Source organism: Hyphomicrobium sp. LHD-15 (assembly GCF_031157355.1).
In the GTDB taxonomy this organism is placed as follows: Bacteria; Pseudomonadota; Alphaproteobacteria; order Rhizobiales; family Hyphomicrobiaceae; genus Hyphomicrobium_C.
Map to the genome: position 1 here is coordinate 1,014,125 of NZ_JAVIFT010000002.1, position 21,707 is coordinate 1,035,831.

Below are 21,707 nucleotides of genomic sequence, written 5' to 3' on the forward strand. Positions count from 1 at the left end.
CACAGCGTTATGGAGACATGATCTGAGATGGGTGCCTATCTCCTAAAGCGGACGCTTCTCATCATTCCGACGATGATCGGTATCATGCTGATCAGCTTCGTGATCGTGCAGTTCGCTCCGGGCGGGCCCGTCGAGCAGATGATCGCCAAGCTTACGGGCACCGACACGTCGATTTCGGATCGGCTCGGCGGCGGCGGTCGCGACACGGTGAGCGGGGGCAACCAATCCCAGCTCGGGCAAGGCGCGGGCGATAGCGTCACCTCGAAATATCGTGGCGCGCAGGGGCTCGATCCCGAATTCATCAAGAGCCTCGAAAAGCAGTTCGGCTTCGATAAGCCGGCGCACGAGCGCTTTTTCCTTATGATGAAGAACTATCTGATGTTTGACTTCGGAAAGAGCTATTTCCGCGACGTCTCGGTGATCGAGCTGATCAAGGAGAAGATGCCGGTTTCGATCTCACTCGGCCTCTGGATGACGCTGATTACCTATTTCATCTCGATCCCGCTCGGTATCCGCAAGGCGGTCAAGGACGGAGAGAAGTTCGATACCTGGACCAGTACGATCTTGGTGGTTGGCTATGCGGTGCCGGGCTTCCTGGTTGCGGTGCTGCTGTTGATCGTGTTCGCGGGTTCTTCGTTCTTCCAATGGTTCCCTTCGCGGGGGCTCACCTCCGACAATTTCGACCAGCTTTCTCTGTTCGGTCAGATCGTCGACTATTTCTGGCACCTGACGTTGCCAATCATTGCGATGTCGCTCGGCGCCTTCACGACGATGACGTTCCTGACCAAGAACAGCTTCCTCGACGAGATCCGCAAGCAGTACGTCATCACCGCGCGCTCGAAGGGGCTTAACGAGCGGGAGGTGCTTTACGGGCACGTGTTCCGGAACGCGATGCTGCTGATCATCGCCGGGTTCCCGGGGGCGTTCATCGGCGCGTTCTTCTCGGGTTCGCTTCTGATCGAGACCGTGTTCTCGCTGGATGGACTGGGGTTGCTCGGCTTTGAATCGGCGATCAAGCGCGACTACGCGGTGGTGTTCGCGACGCTCTACATCTTCGCGCTGATGGGACTGGTCGTGAACGTCGTTACGGATTTCATCTATACGATGGTCGATCCGCGCATCGACTTCGAGAGCCGGGAGATCTAAGCCGTGGACGCCCGACGCGAAGACAACGACGAGCAGGCGGTGGTGCCGGATCCGGTGCGGCCCCCGTTTTATACGCGGATCTTTCCGCAGATCGAGCTGTCGCCGATCAACGTGCGGCGCTGGGCGAATTTCAAGGCCAACCGGCGCGGCTACTGGAGCCTCATCCTGTTTCTCGTGCTGTTCGTTCTGACGCTGTTCGCGGAGCTGATCGCCAACGACCGCCCGCTGATCGCGCGCTACAAGGGCGAGACGCTGTTCCCGGCGCTGGTGGATTATCCGGAATCGAAGTTCGGTGGATTTCTGGCGGTGACCGACTATCGCGATCCGATCATCATCGATGAGATCGAAGCCAATGGCTGGATGCTGTGGCCGCCTATCCGTTACTCCTACGACACCATCAACAAGGACTATCCCAACCGCGCCGATTCCGACGGCAACTGTTTCATCGAACGCGACGGCGTAAAGCGCCAGGCCGGGCTCGGCTATCCGGCGCCGCCGCAATGGGCTGCGCGGGCCAAGCTCTGCGAGGCGCCGCCCGATCAGATGGCGCGCTATCTGGCGGTCGGAAACTGGAATTGGCTCGGTCTCGACAACCAGGGACGCGACGTGCTCGCGCGCGTGATCTATGGCTTCCGGATCTCGGTGCTGTTCGGCCTGATCCTCACCATTCTTTCGAGCGCAATCGGTATCGCGGCAGGTGCGGTGCAGGGTTTTTACGGCGGTTGGCTCGATCTCCTGCTGCAGCGCTTCCTCGAGATCTGGGGCAACATTCCGACGCTCTACGTGCTGATCATCATCGCGGCGGTTCTGGTGCCGGGGTTCTGGACGCTGCTGTTCGTGCTGCTCGCGTTCCAGTGGACGTCGCTCGTCGGGCTGGTGCGGGCTGAATTCTTGCGCGCGCGCAATTTCGAGTATGTCCGAGCGGCCCGTGCGCTTGGGCTCTCCGACTCGACGATCATGTGGAAGCACCTGTTGCCGAACGCGACGGTCGCGACGCTGACCTTCATGCCGTTCCAACTTTCGGGCGCGATCACGACGCTGACCTCGCTGGACTTCCTCGGCCTCGGCTTGCCGCCGGGCTCGCCGTCGCTCGGCGAGCTCTTGCTGCAAGGCAAGGGCGATCTCGGCGCGCCCTGGCTCGGCATGAGTGCGTTCTTCTCGATCGCGATCATGCTGTCGCTCTTGATCTTCATCTTCGAGGGGGTTCGCGATGCGCTCGATCCCCGCAAGACGTTTGCTTAAGGAGCGCCTAGGCGATGTCGAAAGAAGTGCTGATCAACGTCAAGAACCTCTCGGTGGCGTTCCGTTCGAACGGCGCGTTGACGACGGCTGTCAAAGGCGTGTCGTTTCGCATCAACAAGGGCGAGACGGTGGCGCTGGTCGGCGAATCCGGCAGCGGCAAATCGGTTTCCGCGCTCTCGATTCTGAAGCTTCTGTCCTATCCCGCCGCGTCGCATCCGACCGGGCAGATCTTCTTCGAAGGCAAGGATCTCCTGCACGCCTCCGAGGACGAGCTGAAGCGTATTCGGGGTGACCGGATCTCGATCATCTTCCAGGAGCCGATGACGTCGCTCAATCCGCTGCACACGATCGAGCGGCAGGTGGGCGAGATCCTCGAATTGCATCGTGGGCTCAAAGGCGCGGCGTTGCGCACGCGCGTTGTCGAGCTGTTGACGAAGGTCGGCATTCCTGAGCCAGAAAAGCGGCTCGGCGCATTCCCGCACCAGCTTTCCGGCGGGCAGCGCCAGCGCGTGATGATCGCAATGGCGCTCGCCAACGAGCCGGATCTCCTGATTGCAGACGAGCCGACAACCGCGCTCGACGTGACGATCCAGGCGCAGATCCTAGAGCTTTTGCGCAACCTGCGGCGCGAGATGGGTATGGCGATGCTGCTGATTACCCACGATCTCGGCATCGTGCGGCGGATGGCGGAGCGGGTCTATGTCATGCAGCAGGGCCTGATCGTCGAGGAGCAGCCGACGGACGCGTTGTTTGCGTCACCGCAGCATCCCTACACGCGCCATCTGATTGCAGCCGAGCCGAAAGGCAAGCCGCCGGTGTATGACGCCGCGGCGCCAGTGATTGCCGAGACGCAGGATCTTCGCGTGTGGTTTCCGATCAAGCGCGGATTCATGCAGAAGACGGTCGATCACGTGAAGGCTGTCGATGGGCTGTCGGTCAAGATCCTGGCTGGGCAGACCGTCGGTGTGGTGGGCGAATCCGGATCCGGTAAGACGACGCTCGGGCTCGCGATCCTGCGGCTTATCTCGTCGCAGGGGCCGATCGTCTATCTCGGCAAGCGGATCGATCAGCTCAACTCGAAGGAGATGCGCCCGCTTCGGCGCGAAATGCAGGTGGTGTTCCAGGACCCATACGGGTCGCTGTCGCCGCGCCTTTCGATCTTCGACATCATCGAGGAAGGGCTTCTGATTCAGAAGCCGGAGTGGAATGCCGACCAGCGGCGTGAGCAGGCCGCGCGTGCACTTCGCGAGGTGGGGCTCGACGCGGGGGCGCTCGATCGCTATCCGCACGAATTTTCCGGCGGGCAACGCCAGCGCATCGCCATTGCGCGCGCGATGGCGTTGGAACCCAAGTTCATCGTTCTCGACGAGCCGACGAGCGCGCTCGACATGAGCGTGCAGGCGCAGATCGTCGATCTCTTGCGGGAGCTGCAGGCGAAGCGAAATCTCGCCTATGTGTTCATCAGCCACGATCTCAAGGTGGTGCGTGCGCTCTGCAACTATGTGATCGTGATGCGGAACGGCAAAGCTGTGGAAGAAGGGCCGGCCGAGCAGATCTTTTCCTCGCCCAAAGAGGCTTATACGAAGGCGTTGCTCGCGGCGGCGTTCGATATCAAGGTTCAGAACCGGGCTGAAATCGCAGGGTAAGCTGGTGCCGACCGGCGGTCCGGTTGCTTCGGTTTTTTGCAGGCCTTGAGCCTGTCGCGATTTTTCGACATCCTGTGGCGTCTTCCGTGTGCGGCGGGGCTTTTTTCATGACCGTGACGTCCGAGGGATTTCATCCCGCTCAGGTCCAGGCGACAATCGAGGAAATCCGCTATTGGGTTCCGACGATCAAGGATGTCGCGCATGTGTTCGAGGGGAACGAAGAGGGCAGCTGGCTGCTTTCGATCGAACCCGTGATCGGCTCGGCTTGCCCGGTGGCGATCGCGCTCAAGGAGAACGGACGCTTCGACATTTCGATCGCGGGCGAGACCTACGACGATCGGGTGCTGGCGACGCTCGATCAGATCGTGTTGATGCTCGAGCGCATCGCGGACGGCCATGTGATCCAGCGTCGGTGGGTCAGCTCGGCGACGGGCGCGCACCACGCCGTCGAGACCATCGTGACACTGGGGCCTGGGCTCGATTGGCGCGGCGGGCCGGAGCCCCACGCGCATGTCGTCGAGCGACACGACCGCCATTTCCTGCCGTATCGGCGCGTTTAGATTCTTTCGCCCCGAGCCTGCACGGGCGAGGTGGCGATGCGGCGGATCGCGGTAATGGGCGAGTTGCTCTGCCTGGCGATGCGCTCGACGGCTTCGGGAAGCGTTTCGACGGCGACAGCCATGTGGTGTGCGTTCGCGTGAACCAGCATGACCCCATCGGCCATGATCCCGACGTGTCCCTTCCAGAAAATCAGATCGCCGCGCTGCAAGCCCTCGAGGTCGTCCGGTATCGGAATGGCTTCGCCGAGCTCGGCGGCCTGCATGTCGCTGTCGCGGGGGGCCGAAACGCCGGTTGCTTCCAGTGACACCTGAACCAGCCCCGAGCAGTCGATGCCGATACGGGTGCGTCCGCCCCAGAGATAGGGTGTCCCGATCAGTCGCTCGGCGATGTCAACGAAATCGCGCTCTGCGCGCTCGCGCTCGATGAGGTGGCGTGACACGATGAATCCGCCGCGCTCCAGGCGGCAGAAGCGTTCGGTCCACTCCGCCACGCGAATCTCGGCGTTGAGCGGTAAGTGCATCACGGGCGGCGATTTGATGTCGGCCGCAGTATAAACGAACGTGCCGAGCGCTTTGACGCGGTGGGTCGGGAGCTGGACATCCTTCGTCAGCGCGTTCGCGGGCATGTAGCCGACGTAGCGATCCTTCTGGAGCTGAACCCAGGCCCAGCCGTCCGCCTCGTCATAGACCTTGACCAGCTCGCCGAAGAGCGCTTCGGTTTCGAGGCCCAAGGCGGCGGAGGGTTCGCGGCGCAGGGGGACCGCCGGCTTGTTCACCTGACGCATGGTGCCTGGTGCGTATCGCGGAGAGACGATCTGGCCGCGCAACGAGAGCGCCGCGAGGTCCGGACGATAGGCATGACGGCGGGGATCGAGCACCGGCGCCGAAGGTGGGGCAGCGGTGTCGCGCGGGCTATCCTGCTTTTCTTCCGGGTTCTTCTCGGTCATGCGGAGAGTTCTTTCGTCAGCAGCGAAAACAGCGCGCGCGCGGTCTGCGGCTCGCCGCCCTTGGGGCCGAGTGGGCGCGGGGCCGGCCGCCAGCCGTAGAGATCGAAGTGCGCGAAGCGGCGCGCGTTTTTGACGAACCGCTTCAAGAACAGGGCGGCGGTGATGGCGCCTGCGAACGGCGCATCGTACACGTTATTCATGTCGGCGACTTCGCTGTCGAGGTGGCGTTCGTAACCCGGCCACAGCGGCAGGCGCCAGACTGGATCGCCGACGGCTTCGGCTTCGGCAGTCAGGGCGGATGCGAAGGCGTCATCGTTGGTGAAGAACGCGGGGAGGTCCGGGCCGAGCGCGACGCGGGCAGCGCCAGTCAAGGTCGCGAAGACCAGCACCGTGTCCGGCTGCTCCTCGTCGGCCAGAGACAGCGCGTCCGCGAGCACGAGGCGGCCTTCGGCATCGGTGTTGCCGATCTCGACCGTTTTGCCTGCTCGGCTCAGCAGCACGTCGCCGGGGCGGAAGGCATCGCCGGAGATGCTGTTCTCGGCGGCGGCAATCAGCAGCCGTAGCCGCACGTCGAGGCCGTGCGTCATGATCAACTCGGCCAAGGTGAGGGCCGCGGCGGCGCCACCCATGTCCTTCTTCATCAAGAGCATGCCGGAGGCCGGCTTGATATCGAGGCCGCCGGTGTCAAACGTGATGCCCTTGCCGACGAGGGTGAGGGTGGGCGCGTTCGGATTACCGCCGGGCTTGCGCCATCTGACGTCAATCAAACGCGGGGCGCGCGGGCTCGCGCGGCCGACCGCATGGATCATGCGGAAGCCCTTGGCGAGGAGATCGTCGCCGACTGTGACCTCGATCGTCGCGCCGTGTGTCTCTGCCAAACGGGCGGCTGCGGTCTCCAGGTCTTCGGGTGCCAGATCGGACGCCGGCGTGTTGATCAAATCGCGGCCCTTCCAGACGGCGCCGACCTGGTCGACGATGGCGCGATAGTCCAGCCCGGCGGGAACCTTCAGGCGGGGCAGGGCCTCGGCTGGCGCGCTTTTGTAGCGGCGGAACTTATAGGCGCCGAGCCCCCAGGCGACGGCGGCGAGGTGGGCGTGTGGTATCTCCTGGGCGAGATGGTAGAGCCCTTCGGGCAGACTTGCCGCGAGCTGCCCTAGAAGAAGCTCCGAGGGCCCCGAAGGATCGCCCCCGCTGCCGTTTCCTTGGCCGAGCACAACGCCTGCGAGTGCACCGGACTGACCTGGGAACAGCGCCTGCTTCTTGGCCGCGCTCGTGAAACGGGCATGTTCAAGCCAGCGCTTGGCTGCGTCGTCGATGCCCGGCTGGCGGGCCAGCGGCTGCTGGTCAGAAACGAGCCAGATCGGCGTGCTCGCGCCGGCCGCGTCGTGGGGGACCAGCACATCGGTCGGGGAGAGCGTGCTCGCCACGTTGTTTTTTTCGGTCATGATGGGTTCTTTGGTACTGGTGAGGACTGGCCCCTTTGAAGGAGCTTGGATGATCAGGCATTATCCCCAGAGCCGAAGGGAAACACAATCGCAAGAGGACGCTTGAGGATGGCGGAAGAGTACCGACTTGTCATTGGCAACAAGAACACGTCGAGCTGGAGCTTGAGGCCTTGGCTTGCCATGAAACAGGCAAATATCGGCTTTACCGAGGTCAGGATAAACCTGCGCGCGCCAGATGCGAAGCAGCAGATGCTCGCCCATTCCCCGGCAGGCAAGGTGCCGGTGCTGTGGGCGGGGGATCTCATGATCTGGGACAGCCTTGCCATCCTCGAATACGTCGCGGAGCGCCATCCCGAAAAGTCGCTGTGGCCAGCGGATGTCAAGGCACGCGCCGTAGCGCGATCTGTCAGCGCGGAGATGCATTCCGGGTTCCAGCCGCTTCGCGAACACTGCCCGATGAAAATTCTCTCGGTTGATCCGCGGGCCGAGCATCTGGAGCCGGTCGAGGCCAATATCCGCCGAATCGTCGAGCTGATGCTCGACTGCCGCAAGCGGTTCGGCGGGGACGGACCGTTCCTGTTCTCCAAGTTCTCGGTCGCGGATGCCATGTACGCGCCGGTTGCGTCGCGGTTCCGGACCTACGTGGCGGACCTCGGTGCGTTCGGAGACGACGGCACAGTGGCGCGCTATATCGATACGCTGCTCGCTCTTCCTGCCATCGAGGAATGGACCAGCGCTGCCAAGGAGGAGGTTGCTCAGCTCGCGAGCGCTGCCGCAACCGGTTAAGGCTTTATTGACCGCTGTATCGGAAAGTGACGGAAGCTGATGCCGCCAGAGCATCTTCCGTAACGAACGAGCAGTGGAGACGTGAATGCCCGACCTCGACGCGCACAGTGCGGTGGCGAAGCCGGCGCGTTCCCGTGGTTTTCTCGCTGCGCTCGCGGCAAGCCTGTTGCTCGGCGCCTGCGCGCAGGTCGGCGGAGAAGAGAGTTCGGGGCTGTTCGCGGCCCTGGCTCCAGCAGAGCAGCCGGCGGCAGCCGAGGCTCAATCGCCTTCGGATCCGCAGAAGGCTGCGGACCATTGGGGCAAGGAATACTCGAAGAATCCGCGCGATCTCGATGCTGCGCTCTCTTATGCGCAGAACCTCAAGGCCACGGGGCGCAAGCGCGAGGCGATGGCTGTGCTGCAGCAGGCCTCGCTCATCCATGGGTCCGACCGGCGGCTTGCCGGCGAGTACGGCCGCCTGGCGCTCGATCTCGATCAGGTGAGCGTCGCCAGGAAACTTTTGGAGCTGGCCGACGATCCCGCCAATCCGGATTGGCGAATCATTCTTGCGCGAGGAACTGCGCTCGCCAAGGAAGGAAACTATCGGGAAGCGATCTCGTTCTACGAGCGGGCCCAGGCTCTGAACCCCGGACACCCCTCGGTTCTGAACAATCTGGCGCTGTCCTATACGATGAGCGGCGAACCGGAGCGCGGCGAGCAGCTGCTGCGTCAGGCGAGCGCCTCCGGCAACGAAAACGCCAAGGTCCGGCAGAACCTCGCCCTCGTTCTCGGCTTGCAGGGCAAGTACGACGAGGCCACCAAACTGGCGTCAGTCGATCTCGCGCCGACGGAAGCGCAGGCGAACACGGCGCTGCTGAGGAAGATGGTGAAACTCGACGGCAAGCCGATGGCACCGGCTTCGAGCCCGTCCCAAGCGCCGGCCGGCGATGTCTGGTCTCCGGCGGTTGCGAAAGCGCCGGCCCCGGCGCGCACGCCAGTCGTCGCTCAGGCGCCGGCGTCATCAGGCCAGGCTCCGATGCTTCGTTCTTCCAAGATCGAAACCGGGTTCGGATCTCAGTCCGACAGCGATCGCGCGGCTTCTCTGTCCAGCGCAGACTAAACGCATCCAGTTTTTTATGCAGGCGTTCGTCGCGTGGGGCTTGCCTGCTCGCGCATGCGCTCCCGCCCGCCTGAAAGGTTCCGCATTTCTCAGGATCGGAGACGGGTGACCTGTTATCTGGTCTCGTTGCCCGCTACTGCAACTTCAGGATCGTGATCGCAGCCGGGCCGAGGATCACCAGGAAGAGGACCGGCAGAAAGAACACGATCATGGGCACGGTCAGCTTCGGGGGAAGTGCGGCCGCCTTTTTCTCGGCTTCCGCCATCCGCATGTCGCGGTTTTCCTTGGCCATGACGCGGAGCGATTGGCTCACGGGCGTGCCGTAACGCTCAGCCTGAATGAGTGCGGTTGTGACGGCCTTGATGCTCGGCAAGTTGGTGCGCTTGGCGAGGTTTTCAAAAGCGACCCGGCGATCCGGCAGATACGACAGCTCGGCGGTTGTCAGCGACAGCTCCTCGCCGAGCTCCAGGCACTGCGGGGTGATTTCCTTGGCGACCTTGCCAAACGACGCCTCGACCGACATGCCGGATTGCACGCAGATCAGCAGCATATCGAGCGATTCCGGGAACGCGACCTTGATCGCCTGCTGGCGTTTCTGGGTGAGGTTTTCTAGGAGCACGTTCGGCAGATAGTAGCCGGCGGCCGCTGCTATCACGGCATAGAGAAACTTCATGTTCGAGGATGCATCGATCTCGACGATGAAGAACAGATAGAACAATGCCACGACGAATGCGATCGGCGGCGCAACGAAGCGGAAGAACATGTATGTGACGAGAGGCGCTTGTCCTCTGAGCCCGGCCATTTTGAGCTTGGCGCGCAGCTCGTCGCTGTCGAACTGGGAGCGTAGATCGAACTTGTCGACGATCTGCTGCATAAAGCCTTTCGGCGTCTGGCGCAGCCTCGTCGTTCCCCGCTCCTTGTTCAGCTCGGCCAGGCGCTGCGACCGCATCTTGTCGCGCTCGAGCGCCATCACGCGCATGCGCTGGTTCATCTGATCGCGCGCGAGCATGGGCATCACCAGCGCAAGGATGGTGGCGAAGGCCGAGACAGCCGCCAGCAGCATCGCGAGGAATGCCGGTGAGATCAGCGTGTCTACGAGCTGTTGCATGAGCGCGGTCTTTGCTGGCTAGAACTTGAAGTTGATCATCTTGCGCATGACCATGATGCCGGTCACCATCCAGAGGAGGCCGCCCAGAATAAAAAAGTTGCCGGTTCTGGTATCGAACAATGGCTGCAGGTAGTGGGGCGAAGACATGTAGACCATCGTCATCACGCCCGGCGGCAGGCACCCGAGGATACCGGCCGATGCCTTGGCTTCTGACGAAAGCGCCTTGACCTTCATCGCCATCTTGAGGCGGTCGCGAAGGACGCCCGACAAGTTGGAGAGAGCTTCCGCGAGATTGCCGCCGGATTGCTGCTGAATGGCGATGACGATCGCCAGGAATTTGACCTCGGGTACCGGAACGCGGTGCGTCATGCGTTCGAGGGATTCCGATAGCGAGACGCCGATGCGCTGCTGCTCGATGGCTTCGCGGAATTCGCTCGAGATCGGCTCGGGTGCTTCCTTGGCGATGACCCCGAAACACTCGTTCAGCGGCATGCCGGATTTTACGCCGCGAACGATGACGTCGATCGAGTTGGCGAGCTCGTCGAGGAATTTCTTCTGACGGCGGGCGATGAGCTTCGCCAAGACGAAGCGGGGCACGCCAAAGCCGCCCACGAAGGCGCCGGCGATCATGAACAACGGCCTGAATACGGCCGCGGAGGCCGGCGCGAGGCCTGCTGCAATGACGGCGAACACGGAAGCGGAAGCTGCGCTTGCGATCCAGAAGTATTTCGGCTCGATGTCGAGACCCGCCTGCACGAGCTTGAGGCGCAGCGAAACCTTTTTCTGGGCCTTTTGCCGGTTCTCGATTTCCTTCAGGCTTTCGGCGACCTGCTTTTTGCGGTTTGCGGCCACCTCCGCTGCTGTTCGCGGGATGGCTTTCTTGGTTCCGGATTCTCTGACGTTTGCGACGCGCTTGTCCTTGATCCGGTCGCTCGAAATGTAAGGGTACATGATGGCATAGGCGATGGCCGCGATGGCAACCGCCGCAACGAGCGCCGTCATGAGCGGCATCATGCCAAGGTCATCCATGGGTTTCTCCCATGGGATTGCCATTGGAATCGAGAACCTCGGCGGCGGCAAGGGCTACGGCGAGGCGCGAGTCTTCCTTGTAGTATTGGGCGCGGTCCCAGAATGCGGGGCGCGCGATGCCGGTGGACCGGTGGCGCCCGGTGAGCTTGCCGTGGGCGTCCTCGCCGGTGATCTCGTAGACGATGAGGTTCTGCAGCGTGATGACGTCCTCTTCGAGGCCGGTCACCTCGGTGATGTGCGTGATCTTGCGCGAGCCGTCGCGAAGACGCGCGGCCTGGATGATCACGTCGATCGAACCGACGATCATCTCGCGGATGGTTTTGACGGGGAGCGCGAAGCCGCCCATCATGATCATGGACTCCAGGCGGCTCAGCGCCTCGCGTGGACTGTTCGAGTGAAGCGTGCCCATGGAGCCGTCGTGGCCGGTGTTCATGGCCTGCAGGAGGTCGAAAGCTTCGGGGCCGCGGACCTCGCCGACGATGATCCGCTCCGGCCGCATGCGAAGGCAGTTCTTTACGAGATCGCGCATCGTGATCTCGCCTTCGCCTTCTAGGTTCGGCGGACGGGTTTCGAGACGCACGACGTGGGGCTGCTGGAGCTGAAGTTCCGCCGAGTCTTCGCAGGTGATGATGCGCTCGTCGTTATCGATGCTCGCCGTCATGCAGTTCAGAAGTGTCGTCTTGCCCGAGCCGGTACCGCCGGAAATCAGAATGTTGCAACGAACGCGCCCGATGATTTCCAGAATGGTCTTGGCTTGCGGTGTGATTGCTCCGAACTTGCAGAGCTGATCGAGCGTGAGGCGATCCTTCTTGAACTTGCGGATGGTAAGCGCAGGGCCGTCGATGGCGAGCGGTGGGGCGATGACGTTGACACGCGATCCGTCGGGGAGGCGCGCGTCGCAGATCGGGCTGCTTTCGTCTACGCGGCGGCCGACCTGGCTCACGATGCGCTGGCAGATGTTCATCAGCTGCTGGTTGTCGGCGAAGCGCACCGAGGTTTTCTGCGTTTTGCCGGCAACTTCGATGAAGGTCGTCGTGGCGCCGTTGACCATGATATCGGCGATGTCGTCGCGCGCGAGCAGGGGTTCGAGCGGGCCATAACCCAGCACGTCGTTGCAGATGTCCTCGAGCAGCTCTTCCTGCTCGGCAATCGACATGACGACGTTCTTGACTTGGATAATCTCGCTGACGATGTCGCGGATTTCCTCGCGGGCGGCCGCCGAGTCGAGCTTGGCGAGCTGCGTGAGGTCGATGGTGTCGATCAGCGCGTTGAAGACGGTCGTCTTGACGTCGTAATACTCTTCGGAATGGTTGCGCTGAGGCTCGGCTGGTTCGACGCGCGCGGGGGCTGGCGCAGCGGCGGGCTGAGGCGTGGCTGTGACGGCAGGCGCAGCCGCTACCGGCGCGACCGGTTGGGACGGCAGCTTGCGTTGAGTTCCAGGTTCATTCGTGCGTCTGCCGAACATGTTGACCTTCAGCGCATGAGCTTCAGCTTTTCGAGAAGCGGCGCGAGCGGCGATTTCTTCTCGACCTTGATTTCCTTACGATGCGCGAGCGTCAACGCGATTTCGCGGAAAGCCTGCGCGGCCTTCGCCTTGGCGTTGAAATCCTCGACCATCTGGCCGTTGTTTGCGGCCTGGCCGAAGTTTTCACAGTCGAAATCGATGACGGCGAGGGTCTTGATGTCGAGTGCGCTCTCGAATTCCTTCGGCGTGATCTCGGGACGCTTCTGCATGTTGGCCATGTTCAGGACCAGATGCGGAGACGCGTCGTTCTTGCGGGTCGTCCGGATGAGATCCAGGATGTTCTTCGCGTTGCGGAGGTTGGCGAGGTCGGGGATCGCGGTGATGACGATCTCGTCGGCCTGGAGCAGAAGGCGCTTTGTCCACGGCGCCCAGGTGTGGGGAAGGTCGACTGCGACGAAGGGGACGTTCTGGCGCACGACGTCGATCACCGTTTCGCAGCCTTCGGGCGACATTTCGTAGTCGCGGTCGAGCACGACGGGCGCGGCGAAGATCGAAAGGTGCTTCGAGCACGTGGTGAGGAGGCGATCGAGCAGCACCTCGTCGAGGCGCTCGGGGTTCTGGAGCGCATCGGCGATGCCTTGAACGGGGTCCTGGTTGAAGTCGAGGCCTGTGGTGCCGAACGCTAGGTCCATGTCGGCGATGACTATGTTGGTCGAGATGGCTTCCGACAGGGTCCAGGCCACGTTGTGGCAGATGGTGGAAGAGCCCACGCCGCCCTTGGCGCCGACAAACGCCAACACCTGCCCAACAGGATCCGAATCGGGGTTGTTATAAAGGCCCGACAGGCACTCCATGAAATCGAACGGCGAGATCGGTGCGACGAGATATTCGGAAATGCCGCGTTTCATGAGGTCGCGGTAAAGCACAACGTCGTTGGCGGAACCGATGATCACCACCTTTGTGCCGGGATCGCAGCTCTGCGCGAGATCTTCGAGGGCGCCGATGAGTTCGGCGTGCGGCAGATGCGATTCGAGCACGATCAGGTTCGGGGTGGGGTTTTCCTGATAGTGGGCCACGGCCGCGGCCACGCCGCCCATCTGGAACGTTACGTGCGCTTTGCTCAGGCGCCTGTCCTCGGAAGCGGTTTGAATGATCTCCGCAATCGTCGGGGTCTCGCAAAAGGCTTGAATGGAAATGCGCGGGAGCGGGCGCGCGCGGTCGCTCAACGCCGGCGCATCCGGAGCGTTCAGGTCATAGGCATAGGGCTGCGGCGCTTCGTGCGCGTCCTGGCCGGATACCTTCAACGATTTTGACATGGCGGAACCTGTCGTCACTTTGCAATCTTGATCTTCTCGTCTTCCGACTTCTTGGACGCGGTCGACTCGCCCTTCACGTACTGATTCCACGCCGTATCTCTGCGCTCACCGGCACGGTCGGTTTCGGTGCGGGGACCGAGGAGGTCGCCCGGATTGGCAACCATGACGGCGAGATTGTGCTGATTGGCGCAGCCGAAGTTCGGGTAGTTGCCGTTGTCGCGCTGGTTCGCCAGGTTTGTCGGCCAATAGCCGCAGACGGGCGCTTCGGCGACGTAGCGAAGATAGGAGACGCGGATCGGCGCGTTCGAACGCTGGCCAGAATGATAGGCCTCGATGGCGATCGAGGAGTCCTGGAACCCGTTGTCGCTCAGAATCTGGCGAATCTCGCCGACGGCCTGCATCGACGACATCTCGTTGGCGCCGCCGCCCGGTGCCTGGATCACGAGACGGCTGTTTCCGGCGTCGGCTGCGCGAGAGCGATCGGAGAATTCGAGAATTTGGGCGCGCTGGCGCGGCGTCAACCCACGCGCGGACGCGGCGACGTGGACCTCCATCGTCTGCGGCTCCTGCGAGACGATGATCGGATGGCGCTGGGAAGGGTCTACCATCGACCAGCCGGCGACTTGCGGTGCGGCGATGTCGTAGTCGGGCCGGCATCCGGCGAAGCTCGTCGCCAGGATTGCGAGCGCCACGCAAGCGACCCGATGGACGCGCACCTTGGCGGGGCGGTCCGATGGCGATGCAAGTCCGTACTCCATGATTGCGTCTCCAGACTGCGCCACTATTCGACAATGAAACCGTAGTCGCCCTTGAGGTCGCCCACGGGGGCGGCGCTCTCGGTGCCATAGATGCGATTTAGATGGCCCATGAAGTTGGCCTTGCGGTCGGTGGCTTCCGCCAAGCCATCGAGGGGCTTGGCAAGATCCTTCTGAGCCACTGGCTTCACGAGGTAGGGCGTGACGATGACGACGAGTTCGGTTTCGCGCTTGATGAAGTCGCGGCTGCGGAACAGGGTTCCGAGCATCGGCAGGTCCTTGAGGCCGGGGAAGCCGTCGATGTTCTGGCGGACGTCATCGGAGATGAGGCCGGCGAGCGCGATTGATCCGCCGGACGGCAGCTCAACCGTGGAGTTGGCCTGGCGCTTCTTGAGCGCCGGAATCTGGGTGGAATCCAGAACGATGGCGCCGTTGTTGGAAAGCTCGCTGACCTCGCTTTCGATCTTGAGACTGATGCGACCCTCCGACATCACGGTCGGGGTGAAAGCGACGCCGACGCCGAACTCCTTGAAGGTGACGGAGGTCTGTCCGTTGCTGTCCTTCACGGGGATCGGGTATTCGCCGCCGGCGAGAAACTTGGCGGGTTCGCCGGAGATGGCGGTCAGGTTGGGTTCGGCCAGCGTGCGGACGAGGCCGTCGCGCTCGAGGGCGCGCATTGCTTTGGCGATGCTGCCGTTCTTGCCGGTGTAGCCGGAGATGGCGCCTGAATTTCCGAAGCTGTCAGTCGTGGGACCGCTTCCGAAGGCGCAGGTCTGGCCGGCGCCGCACGAGACTGCCGGATCGCTCGGATCGCCCTTCGTGGAAACGCCGAACATGGGCAGTGCGCCGAGGCCCGCCGCGGTCGTCAGCGGGAGTGCGTTGGCGGTCAGCAGGCTCCAGGTGAAGTTGCCGGCGTTGATATCGGCGGCGAGGTTGATGCCGAACTGCTTCAGAAGCTCGCGCTGAACCTCGGCGACGACGACCTTGAGCATGACCTGCTCTTCGCCCTCGACGCCGAGCATGTTGACGACCTTGTTCTTGGCGCGCTCGTCGGTCTCTGGGGAGGCAACGATGAAGCGTGAGGCGATGTCGCTGGCACGGTTCGAATCCACCGGCGTGCGCACCGATCCGGTCAGAATGACGGTGTCATTGAGGATTTCGGATCTGACGTTGGAGCCCGGCAGGAGGCGGTGCAGCAGCGCATCGAGTACGGCAGTGTCCTGCTCGACGCTGATCTCGAGCGTCAGGATCTGCTCGCCGTTGGCATCGAAAAAGAAGGCGTTCGACTGGCCGATCTTCTTGGCGATCAGGTGGACGCGATTGGACGACTGGACGACTGCGTCGACGATTTCCGGCGCGGACACCATCACATCACGCAGCTCAAGCGGAAGCTCGACCAGCAGTGATTTGTTGCGCCCGATCCGGACGGCGCGGGATTGAGGCAGGGCGTCGCCAGCGTTGATGCGCAGGACAGAGCTTTGCAGGGATAGCGGCGGAAAATCGCCGCCGGCAACGGCCGGCCGCCCCATGGATGCAACGAGCAATCCAAGGGCAAGCATCCCGGCGCAGGCCAGGATGCTGCGGGCCGACGGTTTAACGTAAGTGCGCATGTTATCGCCTTATGACGGACAAAAACTCAAAATTATTCAGTTTACGCCGTACGAACGCGATGGTGTTCCATAACGCAAAACGCGAATTGAAGCTGTCTCCCGAGACGACGAAGGATCGACGCCAGCGGTTGGACCTTGTGTGACGTCGAGATCGGCGATCGAGCGCAGCGATAGGCTGATGTCGCCGATCGAGTTGCCGAGCGCGAGAAGCTCGGCTTGACGGGCGGTGAGCTCCAGCGTCGCGGTGGCTGCGGAGCTGTCGGCCGTCTTCTTGCCCTCCTTGGTCTCGATCTGTTGGCCGATGGCGAGGACGCGCACGTTTCCGAACAGAAGCTCGCTGACGAAATCTTCTTGGCCTGTTCGGGCGTTTCTCAGACGGCGAATGAGGATGACGTCGACCCGGTCGTTCGGAAGGATGAGATTTCCGACCGCAGTCTCCTCTTTGATCTTGGTCGAGATGGCGCGCATGCCGGCCGGAAGGATCGCCGCGAGTACGCCGCCTTGTCCTGCCTTCACGAGCTTGGTCTGGGTGATTGGCTCGCCCGCCATGATCGGGGCGCGCGCGATCGATCCGGCGAGCTGGGTCATGGCATCGGGCTGGCCGGTGCGCGTGATGAAGCCGGGCGTGACGGTTTCTTCAGGCCAGGATTGCCACCGGAACAGGCTATCGTTGGTGATCTGGCCGAGGCCGATGTCGGTGCGGGCGACCAGCACGTCGCTCGACTTCACCTTGATTTCGACGGTTTTCTCGACCGGCGGTTTGCTCACCATGCCGCGCACCATGACGAATGCCATGAGGCCGGCAGTTGCCGCGATGGCAAGTCCGATGAGCTGGGGCCGTTTCATTGCGCGCGTTGTCCCATACGGCCTTATGGCCGAACCTTTGAGCGTGAAGCCAAAGATTGGAGGACAAACGTCAACGCGCCGTTAATTATCGTGCCGTTCTGGACAGCTTTCAGATTGCTGTGGCGACAAACAACGCGGTCTGGGGAAACACCAGCAGAGCGGAGCTGGCGATGGCCAGTCCGTAGGGGATGCCAGTGCCTTGCTTGTGGAGGTTGATGGCCCAATCGGGGGCTTTCGGGTGCACCATCGGGTTTTTTCTATAAAGCAGGATGGCGATCGCGAGGGCGCCACCGAAGAGCGTCACATAGACGAGGAACGGCACGAGCTGATCGAGACCGATCCAAAGTGCCGCGGCGGCCAGCAGTTTGGCGTCACCACCACCAAAGCCGCCGACGGCGAAGAGGATGATCCCCGCGAGAAGAATGATCGCGCCGGAGGCGATGTGAGAGAGGATGTCCTCGGTCGACAGGCCGGAGATCACGGCTACAACAAAGAAAAGCGCGACGAGAGCAATCGAGACCCGATTGGGGATCGTCATCGTCAGAAGATCATAGGCGCCGCCGAAAGCGACGAGGGCGGGAAACGCCAGCAATAACGCATAGTACAACACGACGTGCACCTCTGTCGGATGGCGGCCGGGCCGGCGGTCTATTGGTCGAGGGCGTCGGCAGCGGTGGTGAAATTCCCTTCTATCGCCGGTGCGATTTGGTGAAGAGCACCCACGATCGCGATCGAGATGATGCCGGCGATGAGCGCGTACTCGATGGCCGTTGTGCCACGATCGTCCGCACAGAATCTGAAAAGAAGAGCTTTCATTCGTAAGCCGTGTCCCCAAGCGTGTGGAGGAACTCTAGCGTGGAGAGATTAACTTCCCGTGCTCAGTCGTCGCCGATCCATGAGGTCCTTCCAAACGGGTCGGGCCACCCTAGCGATAACTGGGGTGGCCCGACTGCATTGCGATAAATTCGCTCGTGGGGAGCGGCCTGTTACTACAGGTCCTTCTCGATCGTCTCGAAGGCCGTCTTCAGCTTGTCGCCGATGCCGCCGACTGCGGTGATGATGGCGACGCTGATGAGGGCAGCGATCAGGCCGTACTCAATCGCGGTTGCGCCAGACTCGTCCTTGAGGAAACGCGAGAAAATGTTCGTCATTACTGTAACTCCCATGGTCGACTTCAAATTCGTTCGCTGCCCGGTGATTTGCCCCGTCGCTCGTGAACTGGAGACCAACCTACGCTTTACTCGTTAAAGCGCTGTAAAAGCTCTAGATGTTCAGATCAACAAATTCTAATAACTCGTTAAAAATACGAATTTATTTTGATGCTATTCGAGTTCTTCCAAGTTGTTCTCGTGTAGTTTTTGGTTACTCGTGTGTTTAAGTTAGTCCACTACATGGAAATCGTGCTTCGTTCGTCGCTAAAAATTTGTTACTCGAGATTTCTACTGCAAAGCGGGGCCGTTGAACGGTGCTCAGAACGGGCCGGCGTTTATTGGGAGAACGCGTTCGATAAATGGGGACCTCGGTAGTTCCTCCGAGGGACAAGTAAAACAGGAAGGGGTGAGTGGCGGAGTTATAGGGCAGGCTTTTGATGCCTGCCGCCGGTCCGGCGACCGGGACAGCTAAAAAGCTATCCAGGATAGCGAGCGTTCAAAGTGTTGCCCGCATTACGCGCGGCATCGACGCCGAAGCACGAGGTGCTTCGGCCGGCCATTTCAACACGTGAATGGATTTGCTGCCTCGGCTATTCGTACTTGCCGTGGCAGTGCTTGTACTTCTTGCCCGAACCGCACGGGCAAGGCGCGTTGCGCGAGATCTTCCCCCAGGTGGTGGGGTCAGCCGGATCCACGGCGTCGGCGGCCCTGCGGGTTTGCAGCGGCGCCTTCTTCTCTACCTGGCGCACGCCCCGTCCCCTGGCTGCGATCGCAGCGTCGACCATCGCGAGTTCGTCGTTGAACTCGTCGATGCCGGTTGCGGGATCAACATGATGCGCGTGCATCTCGGGCAACTCGGGGGCTTCGAGTTCCGGGTTCTCCTGGCCGGGCGGGGCCAGCTCGACGTGCATCAGCTGGCCGGTGGTGGCCTCGCGGAGGCGGGCCAACATGCTCTCGAACAGCACGAACGCTTCGCTCTTGTACTCGTTCAAGGGATCGCGCTGGCCGTAAGCGCGGAAGCCGATCACCTGGCGCAGATGCTCCAGGGTCACGAGATGCTCGCGCCAGAGATGGTCCAGCGTCTGCAGGAGAACCATCTTTTCGATCTGGCGGTAAGTATCGGAGCCGATGTCAGCAGCCTTGCGAGCTGCGCGCTCGTCGACGGCGGCGATCAGGCGCTCGCGGATCTCCTCGTCGGCGATGCCTTCCTCGGCAGCCCATTGGTCGAGCGGAAGGTCGAGGCCGAAAATGGCCTGGATCGCCTCTTTCAGCTCACCCATGTTCCACTGCTCGGCGTAAGCCCGCTCGGGAATGAAGCGCGTGACGAGGTCGTTCACGACCTGATGGCGCAGGTCGGCGACGGTTTCGGAAACGTCATCCTCGGCCATGATGTCCTTGCGCTGGTCGAAGATGACCTTGCGCTGGTCGTTCATCACGTCGTCGTACTTCAGGATCTGCTTGCGGATGTCGAAGTTGCGGGCCTCGACCTTCTTTTGAGCCATCTCGAGGCTCTTGTTCATCCACGGATGGGTGATGGCCTCGCCTTCCTGCAGGCCGAGCGTTTTCAGCACGCTGTCCATGCGGTCGGAGCCGAAGATGCGCATCAGGTCGTCGTCAAGCGCGAGATAGAACTTGGAGCGGCCGGGGTCGCCCTGGCGTCCGGAACGGCCGCGCAGCTGGTTGTCGATGCGGCGGCTTTCGTGGCGCTCGGTGGCGAGCACGTAAAGGCCGCCTGACTCGAGAGCGACCTTCTTGGCCTCGGCCACGGTTGCCTGGATCTCGGTTCTCTTCTTGTCGGTTTCGCTCTCGGAGGGGACGCGTCCGGCCGCGGTCTCCTCGGCGATCCAGTCACGGAGCTGATACTCCACGTTGCCGCCGAGCTGAATGTCGGTGCCGCGACCGGCCATGTTGGTGGCGATGGTGACGGCGCCGGGCTTGCCGGCCTGGGCGATGATGCCGGCCTCCTGCTCGTGATAGCGCGCGTTCAGAACCTGATGGGGAATCGGATCGGTGTTGCCCTTCTTGGAGCCAATCTCGACCAGGCGAGCCCCGATGTCGTTGAAATAGGCCTTCAGCTCGCTTTCGGGCGTTGTCTTGCCGTCCTTGGCGTCCTTGAACTTCTCGGCTTGCCCAAGCAGTGTTTTGCCGAGGTTCTCGATGTACTTTTTGTCTTTCAGCAACTCCGAGAGCTGCTCAGACTTTTCGATCGATGTGGTGCCGACCAGGATCGGCTGATCGCGGCGCGCGCAATCGGCGATCGTGGTCACGATTGCGGCCAGCTTTTCCTTCTGGGTCCGGTAAATCTCGTCGTCTTCGTCGGCGCGCGAGATCTTGAGGTTGGTCGGGATCTCGACAACCTCGAGGCCGTAGATGTCCATGAACTCGGAGGCTTCCGTCAGCGCCGTGCCGGTCATGCCGGCGAGCTTCTTGTAGAGACGGAAATAGTTCTGGAAGGTGATCGAAGCCAGCGTCTGGTTCTCGGGCTGGATCTCGACGCCTTCCTTGGCTTCGAGCGCCTGGTGCAAGCCTTCCGAATAACGACGGCCGGGCATCATGCGGCCGGTGAACTCGTCGATGATGACGACCTCGCCAGCCTTGACGATATAGTCTTTGTCGCGCTGGAAGAGCTTGTGGGCCTTGAGCGCCTGATTGACGTGGTGGACGAGCGTGACGTTCTCGATGTCGTAGAGCGAGCCTTTGAGCAGGCCAGCCTGCTCGAGAAGGCCTTCCATGCGCTCGTTGCCGACCTCGTTGAGCGAGACCTGGCGCTGCTTCTCGTCGAGCTCGTAGTCTTCGGCGGTCAGCGTCGGGATCAGCTTGTCGACGGCGACGTAGAGGTCAGCGCGGTCCTCAAGCGGGCCCGAGATGATGAGGGGCGTGCGCGCTTCGTCGATCAGAATGCTGTCGACCTCGTCAACGATGGCGAAGGCGTGGCCGCGCTGGGCCATGTCGTCCTTGCGCAATTTCATGTTGTCGCGCAGGTAGTCGAAGCCCAGCTCGTTGTTGGTGGCGTAAGTCACGTCGGCGGCGTAGGCGCGCTTTCTCTGCTCGTCGTCGAGGCCATGGACGATGGTGTCCACCGAGAGGCCGAGGAAGCGATAGACCTGCCCCATCCATTCGGCGTCGCGCTTGGCGAGGTAGTCGTTCACGGTGACGACGTGAACGCCTTCACCGGCGAGGGCGTTCAGATACACGGCGAGGGTCGCGACCAGCGTTTTGCCTTCGCCGGTCTTCATCTCGGCGATGTTGCCCTCATGCAGAACCATGCCGCCGATGAGCTGAACGTCGAAGTGGCGCTGGCCGAGCGAGCGCTTGGCGGCTTCGCGGACGGTGGCGAATGCGGGGATCAGCAGGTCGTCGAGCGAGGTGCCACTGCGATACTGCTCGCGGAAGGTTTCGGTTCGTGCCCGGAGCTCGGCGTCGGTCAGACTTGCGACTTCCGGCTCGAGCGCGTTGATCGCTTCGACCTTCGACCGATAGGTCTTGATTCTCCGCTCGTTAGACGAGCCGAAAATCTTGGAGGCGATCGTGCCGATAGAGAGCATCAAGATAAATC

Annotated in this window: 19 protein-coding genes; 6 read left to right on the forward strand and 13 right to left on the reverse strand. The window is 62.1% G+C overall.

Annotated elements, in window-relative coordinates:
• Nucleotides 1-27: 27 nt before the first annotated feature.
• The 4 genes from RCO24_RS11265 (at nt 28) to RCO24_RS11280 (ending at nt 4,594) form a co-directional block, all read left to right on the forward strand.
• Nucleotides 28-1,146, forward strand: coding sequence for a microcin C ABC transporter permease YejB (locus RCO24_RS11265; protein WP_308962091.1), 1,119 nt, complete (start codon nt 28-30; stop codon nt 1,144-1,146).
• 3 nt (nt 1,147-1,149) lie between these two features.
• Nucleotides 1,150-2,388 carry an ABC transporter permease gene (locus RCO24_RS11270; RefSeq protein WP_374990943.1) on the forward strand — a complete coding sequence of 413 codons (1,239 nt, stop codon included), beginning with the start codon at nt 1,150-1,152 and terminating at the stop codon, nt 2,386-2,388.
• A gap of 14 nt (nt 2,389-2,402) precedes the next feature.
• Entirely contained in the window at nt 2,403-4,034 is a 1,632-nt protein-coding gene (locus RCO24_RS11275; protein ID WP_308962092.1) for an ABC transporter ATP-binding protein, read from the forward strand.
• Between the two features lie 107 nt (nt 4,035-4,141).
• The gene (locus RCO24_RS11280; protein ID WP_308962094.1) at nt 4,142-4,594 is read left to right on the forward strand and encodes a hypothetical protein; all 453 of its coding nucleotides are present in this window, start codon (nt 4,142-4,144) and stop codon (nt 4,592-4,594) included.
• On the opposite strand, the gene RCO24_RS11285 is transcribed toward RCO24_RS11280, so the two are convergent.
• Complete coding sequence (locus tag RCO24_RS11285) at nt 4,591-5,541, reverse strand: C40 family peptidase (protein ID WP_308962095.1); 951 nt, start codon at nt 5,539-5,541, stop codon at nt 4,591-4,593. The two genes, RCO24_RS11280 and RCO24_RS11285, sit on opposite strands and share 4 nt — an antisense overlap.
• Nucleotides 5,538-6,986, reverse strand: coding sequence for a leucyl aminopeptidase family protein (locus tag RCO24_RS11290; protein WP_308962096.1), 1,449 nt, complete (start codon nt 6,984-6,986; stop codon nt 5,538-5,540). Before RCO24_RS11290 ends, RCO24_RS11285 begins: the two co-directional genes overlap by 4 nt.
• Before the next feature lie 108 nt (nt 6,987-7,094).
• On the opposite strand from RCO24_RS11290, the gene RCO24_RS11295 reads away from it, so the two are divergent.
• On the forward strand, nt 7,095-7,772 hold the full coding sequence (locus RCO24_RS11295; protein WP_308962097.1) for a glutathione S-transferase family protein: 678 nt from the start codon (nt 7,095-7,097) through the stop codon (nt 7,770-7,772).
• Between the two features lie 85 nt (nt 7,773-7,857).
• Nucleotides 7,858-8,871: a tetratricopeptide repeat protein gene (locus RCO24_RS11300; protein WP_308962098.1), complete on the forward strand. Its 1,014-nt coding sequence runs from the start codon at nt 7,858-7,860 to the stop codon at nt 8,869-8,871.
• Nucleotides 8,872-9,004: 133 nt separating this feature from the next.
• On the opposite strand, the gene RCO24_RS11305 is transcribed toward RCO24_RS11300, so the two are convergent.
• From RCO24_RS11305 to secA, 11 genes are all read right to left on the reverse strand, one after another.
• Nucleotides 9,005-9,979, reverse strand: coding sequence for a type II secretion system F family protein (locus RCO24_RS11305; RefSeq protein ID WP_308962100.1), 975 nt, complete (start codon nt 9,977-9,979; stop codon nt 9,005-9,007).
• An 18-nt stretch (nt 9,980-9,997) separates the two neighbouring features.
• On the reverse strand, nt 9,998-11,008 hold the full coding sequence (locus RCO24_RS11310) for a type II secretion system F family protein (RefSeq protein ID WP_308962102.1): 1,011 nt from the start codon (nt 11,006-11,008) through the stop codon (nt 9,998-10,000).
• Nucleotides 11,001-12,473, reverse strand: a complete 1,473-nt coding sequence (locus tag RCO24_RS11315) for a CpaF family protein (RefSeq protein ID WP_308962103.1) — start codon at nt 12,471-12,473, stop codon at nt 11,001-11,003. Before RCO24_RS11315 ends, RCO24_RS11310 begins: the two co-directional genes overlap by 8 nt.
• 8 nt (nt 12,474-12,481) lie before the next feature.
• Nucleotides 12,482-13,789, reverse strand: a complete 1,308-nt coding sequence (locus RCO24_RS11320; RefSeq protein WP_308962105.1) for an AAA family ATPase — start codon at nt 13,787-13,789, stop codon at nt 12,482-12,484.
• A 14-nt stretch (nt 13,790-13,803) separates the two neighbouring features.
• Entirely contained in the window at nt 13,804-14,547 is a 744-nt protein-coding gene (locus RCO24_RS11325) for a CpaD family pilus assembly protein (RefSeq protein WP_308962107.1), read from the reverse strand.
• 23 nt (nt 14,548-14,570) lie between these two features.
• On the reverse strand, nt 14,571-16,154 hold the full coding sequence (locus RCO24_RS11330) for a type II and III secretion system protein family protein (protein ID WP_308962108.1): 1,584 nt from the start codon (nt 16,152-16,154) through the stop codon (nt 14,571-14,573).
• A gap of 36 nt (nt 16,155-16,190) precedes the next feature.
• Nucleotides 16,191-17,000: a Flp pilus assembly protein CpaB gene (gene cpaB / locus RCO24_RS11335; RefSeq protein WP_308962110.1), complete on the reverse strand. Its 810-nt coding sequence runs from the start codon at nt 16,998-17,000 to the stop codon at nt 16,191-16,193.
• 109 nt (nt 17,001-17,109) lie between these two features.
• Nucleotides 17,110-17,610 carry a prepilin peptidase gene (locus tag RCO24_RS11340; protein WP_308962112.1) on the reverse strand — a complete coding sequence of 167 codons (501 nt, stop codon included), beginning with the start codon at nt 17,608-17,610 and terminating at the stop codon, nt 17,110-17,112.
• A 38-nt stretch (nt 17,611-17,648) separates the two neighbouring features.
• Nucleotides 17,649-17,816, reverse strand: coding sequence for a Flp family type IVb pilin (locus RCO24_RS11345; RefSeq protein WP_308962114.1), 168 nt, complete (start codon nt 17,814-17,816; stop codon nt 17,649-17,651).
• Nucleotides 17,817-17,989: 173 nt separating this feature from the next.
• Complete coding sequence (locus RCO24_RS11350) at nt 17,990-18,151, reverse strand: Flp family type IVb pilin (RefSeq protein ID WP_308962116.1); 162 nt, start codon at nt 18,149-18,151, stop codon at nt 17,990-17,992.
• A 590-nt stretch (nt 18,152-18,741) separates the two neighbouring features.
• Complete coding sequence (secA, locus tag RCO24_RS11355) at nt 18,742-21,696, reverse strand: preprotein translocase subunit SecA (RefSeq protein WP_308962117.1); 2,955 nt, start codon at nt 21,694-21,696, stop codon at nt 18,742-18,744.
• Between the last annotated feature and the right edge of the window lie 11 nt (nt 21,697-21,707).

What these genes read in the sequence shown, in the direction of transcription:
- RCO24_RS11350 (WP_308962116.1), bottom strand. Translation starts at nt 18,151, where the DNA reads ATGACGAACATTTTCTCGCGTTTCCTCAAGGACGAGTCTGGCGCAACC.
- RCO24_RS11345 (WP_308962114.1), bottom strand. Translation starts at nt 17,816, where the DNA reads ATGAAAGCTCTTCTTTTCAGATTCTGTGCGGACGATCGTGGCACAACG.
- cpaB (WP_308962110.1), bottom strand. Translation starts at nt 17,000, where the DNA reads ATGAAACGGCCCCAGCTCATCGGACTTGCCATCGCGGCAACTGCCGGC.
- RCO24_RS11305 (WP_308962100.1), bottom strand. Translation starts at nt 9,979, where the DNA reads ATGCAACAGCTCGTAGACACGCTGATCTCACCGGCATTCCTCGCGATG.
- RCO24_RS11295 (WP_308962097.1), top strand. Translation starts at nt 7,095, where the DNA reads ATGGCGGAAGAGTACCGACTTGTCATTGGCAACAAGAACACGTCGAGC.
- RCO24_RS11275 (WP_308962092.1), top strand. Translation starts at nt 2,403, where the DNA reads ATGTCGAAAGAAGTGCTGATCAACGTCAAGAACCTCTCGGTGGCGTTC.
- RCO24_RS11310 (WP_308962102.1), bottom strand. Translation starts at nt 11,008, where the DNA reads ATGGATGACCTTGGCATGATGCCGCTCATGACGGCGCTCGTTGCGGCG.
- RCO24_RS11265 (WP_308962091.1), top strand. Translation starts at nt 28, where the DNA reads ATGGGTGCCTATCTCCTAAAGCGGACGCTTCTCATCATTCCGACGATG.
- RCO24_RS11290 (WP_308962096.1), bottom strand. Translation starts at nt 6,986, where the DNA reads ATGACCGAAAAAAACAACGTGGCGAGCACGCTCTCCCCGACCGATGTG.
- RCO24_RS11325 (WP_308962107.1), bottom strand. Translation starts at nt 14,547, where the DNA reads ATGGAGTACGGACTTGCATCGCCATCGGACCGCCCCGCCAAGGTGCGC.
- RCO24_RS11280 (WP_308962094.1), top strand. Translation starts at nt 4,142, where the DNA reads ATGACCGTGACGTCCGAGGGATTTCATCCCGCTCAGGTCCAGGCGACA.
- RCO24_RS11320 (WP_308962105.1), bottom strand. Translation starts at nt 13,789, where the DNA reads ATGTCAAAATCGTTGAAGGTATCCGGCCAGGACGCGCACGAAGCGCCG.
- RCO24_RS11300 (WP_308962098.1), top strand. Translation starts at nt 7,858, where the DNA reads ATGCCCGACCTCGACGCGCACAGTGCGGTGGCGAAGCCGGCGCGTTCC.
- RCO24_RS11315 (WP_308962103.1), bottom strand. Translation starts at nt 12,473, where the DNA reads ATGTTCGGCAGACGCACGAATGAACCTGGAACTCAACGCAAGCTGCCG.
- RCO24_RS11285 (WP_308962095.1), bottom strand. Translation starts at nt 5,541, where the DNA reads ATGACCGAGAAGAACCCGGAAGAAAAGCAGGATAGCCCGCGCGACACC.
- RCO24_RS11330 (WP_308962108.1), bottom strand. Translation starts at nt 16,154, where the DNA reads ATGCGCACTTACGTTAAACCGTCGGCCCGCAGCATCCTGGCCTGCGCC.
- secA (WP_308962117.1), bottom strand. Translation starts at nt 21,696, where the DNA reads ATGCTCTCTATCGGCACGATCGCCTCCAAGATTTTCGGCTCGTCTAAC.